The following is a 3,032-nucleotide window of genomic DNA, read 5'->3' as shown; positions in this document are numbered from 1 at the left end:
GACAATTATGGTCACACTTTATCACAACCCGCGCTGCTCAAAATCGCGCGAGGCACTGAACCTGTTGCGTGAACAAGGGCAAGAGCCCGAGGTGGTTCTGTATTTGGAAACACCGCCCAACGCCAAAACATTGAAAGCACTATTGAGCAAATTAGGGATAGGCGCACGCGATTTGTTGCGTAAGGGTGAGGATGCGTATAAAGAGCTGAACCTCGCGGATGAGAAACTCAGCGAAGCTGCATTGATTAAGGCAATGGTGGAAAACCCCAAATTAATTGAGCGCCCGATTGCGATAAATGGCAATAAAGCAGTGATCGGCCGGCCGCCGGAAAACGTTTTGCAGATCATCACGTAAGTTAATCGTTACTAGTTAGCAGCGATTAACACTCAGACATTTGACTAAAGAATCTTTTATGACACCTTATATTTTAGTTTTGTATTACAGCCGCAGCGGTTCCACACTCGAAATGGCAAAACAGATTGCGCGCGGTGTTGAACAAGTGAGTGGTATGGAAGCACGCTTGCGCACTGTACCGGCAGTATCGACAACTATCGAAGCAATTGAACCCGCCATTCCCGACAGCGGCGCAATTTATTGCAGCGAAGCCGATTTAAAAAATTGCAGCGGTCTAATCCTCGGCAGCCCTTCCCGCTTTGGCAATATGGCGGCAGCGATGAAATATTTTCTCGATGGTACCAGCGGCCTTTGGTTAAATGGCGATTTAATTAACAAACCCGCCGCCGTATTTACCTCGACATCAACATTGCACGGCGGACAAGAATCCACCCTGCTCTCAATGATGCTGCCGCTCTTACATCAAGGTATGGTGATTGCCGGAATTCCCTACAGCGAAGCCGCCATCAGCAAGACACGTACTGGAGGCACGCCTTATGGTGCATCGCATCTCGCTAGCGGTGATGCACCCACCAAACTCAGCAGTGAAGAAATTGCACTCTGCCAGGCGCTGGGCAAACGCGTCGCGACGCTCGCATTACAACTATCGCGCTAACACTTTCGAATTGAAACTCTCGCATTAAAACGACAAGGTTAATGTATGACTAACGCTCCAGAAAACAATGACGAACCCACCAATGAAAAACCCAAAAAAGTCATTGTGATTACCGATGCAGATTCCGTTGTGCTGCATAAAAAATTGCGCATCGGACGCTTTATAGTGCGTGCCACTTACATCAGTTTGCTGGTCTTATTTAGCTTACTAAATATCATCAATGAAAACGGCAAACTAGCGCTCTGGTTGCTGCAAATTGTCCCGCTGCTGATTTTCATTCCAGCACTATTGCGCGAAACACATCGCACTTACAGCTGGCTGTGCTTTGTCGCACTCATGTATTTTGCAGCGATTATCCCGTTACTGATGAGCCGTTGGTTGTGGAGCGATTGGCTGATCACCTTGCTGGTAAGCGCCATGTTTATGGCCGCGATGATGACCAGCCGCTGGTTGCAATACTGGAACTATTATTTGTCTACCAAAACCCAAAATTCATAAATTTTTTCGGAAGGAAATTATTGTGTCTGTGAATTATTACGAACCACCTGCGCCGCACAATTCCACACAACCCGGCCCATCACAACCTATGGCCTCGCAACCAAACCGCGCGGCGCCGCAGCTGCCCATACCGAAAAAACGCGGAGCCTGGAGCATCTTTTTTAGCGGAATGGGTGCAGGTATTACCTGGTTTCGCAATGCCTTGATGAACACCCTCTTCATCATTGTGCTCATCATTTTTATAATCGCGATAAGTTCAAGTGCACCGCAGCCACTGCCAGAAACTTTTGCGTTGCGCCTTGCACCAACTGGTTTATTGGTTGATCAACGCAGCTACATAGACCCAGCCAGTTTATTGTTATCTGAAGAAGACCCGGAAGAAAATGAAACTCTCGTGAGTGATGTTGTAGAAGCTATCAACAAAGCCGCAAAAGATAAACGCGTCACCATGCTGGTATTAGAGCCCGGCCGCTTGCTCGGCGGTGGCGTAAGCAAAATGAATGATATTGGCCAAGCGCTGGAAAATTTTAAAAGCGCAAACAAAAAAATCATCGCCGTGAGTGACAATTACTCGCAAGACCAATATTACCTCGCCAGTTTTGCCGACGAAATTTATCTGCACGAAATGGGCTTGATCGAAATTACCGGCTACGGCCGCTACATGAATTACTACAAAACCGCACTGGATAAACTCGGTGTCACTATCCACGCCTTCCGCTCCGGCAAATACAAAGATTATCTGGAGCCCTACCTGCGCGACGACATGTCGCAAGAATCGCGCGAGCATAATGCGCAGTGGATTAACGAACTCTGGGCCAGTTACACCGGCAAGATTGAAAGCCTGCGTAAACTACCGCCGGGCAGCATTAACGACTATGTCAACAATATCGATGCGCACATGCTATTAACAACAGGCGACAGCGCCAAACTCGCACTGGAAAAGGCACTGGTCGATAAAATTGTCTCGCGCCAGGACATGGAAAAAATGCTTATCGAGCAAGCAGGAAAAAGTGAGGAAGGCAATTGGTATAACGGCGTAGGCGTAAAATCCTACCTCGCCGATGTGCGCAAACACCCAACACTGGAAAAAAATAAAGTCGCTGTAGTCGTTGCTTCTGGTTCAATTGTCGATGGACATCAACCCCACGGCAGTATTGGCAGTGAAAGCATGCTGGAATTATTGCGACAGGTGAAAGATGATGATGAAGTAAAAGCCCTGGTAATCCGTATCGATTCCGGTGGCGGCAGTGCTTTTGCATCAGAAATTATTCGCTCGGAAGTTATCGCACTACGCGAGAAAAAAATCCCGATTTATATTTCCATGGGCACAGTCGCTGCATCCGGCGGTTATTGGGTCGCAACTGCAGGCGATAAAATCTGGGCGCAACCCACCACCATCACTGGCTCCATCGGTGTATTCGGCGCATTCCCCACACTGGAAAAATCCCTGCAAAAAATTGGCATTAATACTGATGGTGTAGGCACCACTGAATTGGCGGGCACCATGCGCCTGGATCGCCCACT

4 protein-coding genes are annotated in these 3,032 nt (G+C 48.2%); all 4 read left to right on the top strand.

Translation table 11 applies throughout. The features are described 5' to 3' along the window. Positions 1-7: 7 nt before the first annotated feature. On the top strand, positions 8-355 hold the full coding sequence (gene arsC / locus ACWA6V_RS20020; RefSeq protein WP_449524147.1) for an arsenate reductase (glutaredoxin): 348 nt from the start codon (positions 8-10) through the stop codon (positions 353-355). A 58-nt stretch (positions 356-413) separates the two neighbouring features. Further along, positions 414-1,010, top strand: coding sequence for an NAD(P)H:quinone oxidoreductase (wrbA, locus tag ACWA6V_RS20015; protein WP_449524146.1), 597 nt, complete (start codon positions 414-416; stop codon positions 1,008-1,010). 45 nt (positions 1,011-1,055) lie between these two features. Next, entirely contained in the window at positions 1,056-1,508 is a 453-nt protein-coding gene (locus tag ACWA6V_RS20010; protein ID WP_449524145.1) for a DUF2069 domain-containing protein, read from the top strand. A 22-nt stretch (positions 1,509-1,530) separates the two neighbouring features. Further along, a partial coding sequence (gene sppA / locus ACWA6V_RS20005; protein WP_449524144.1) for a signal peptide peptidase SppA occupies positions 1,531-3,032 on the top strand: 1,502 nt, incomplete at its 3' end.

The sequence above is a fragment of the Cellvibrio sp. genome, assembly GCF_053579595.1.
Note: the sequence above shows the minus strand (reverse complement) of the source record. Positions and strands in the feature narration are given on the sequence as shown.

What these genes read in the sequence shown, in the direction of transcription:
- arsC (WP_449524147.1), top strand. Translation starts at nt 8, where the DNA reads ATGGTCACACTTTATCACAACCCGCGCTGCTCAAAATCGCGCGAGGCA.
- ACWA6V_RS20010 (WP_449524145.1), top strand. Translation starts at nt 1,056, where the DNA reads ATGACTAACGCTCCAGAAAACAATGACGAACCCACCAATGAAAAACCC.
- wrbA (WP_449524146.1), top strand. Translation starts at nt 414, where the DNA reads ATGACACCTTATATTTTAGTTTTGTATTACAGCCGCAGCGGTTCCACA.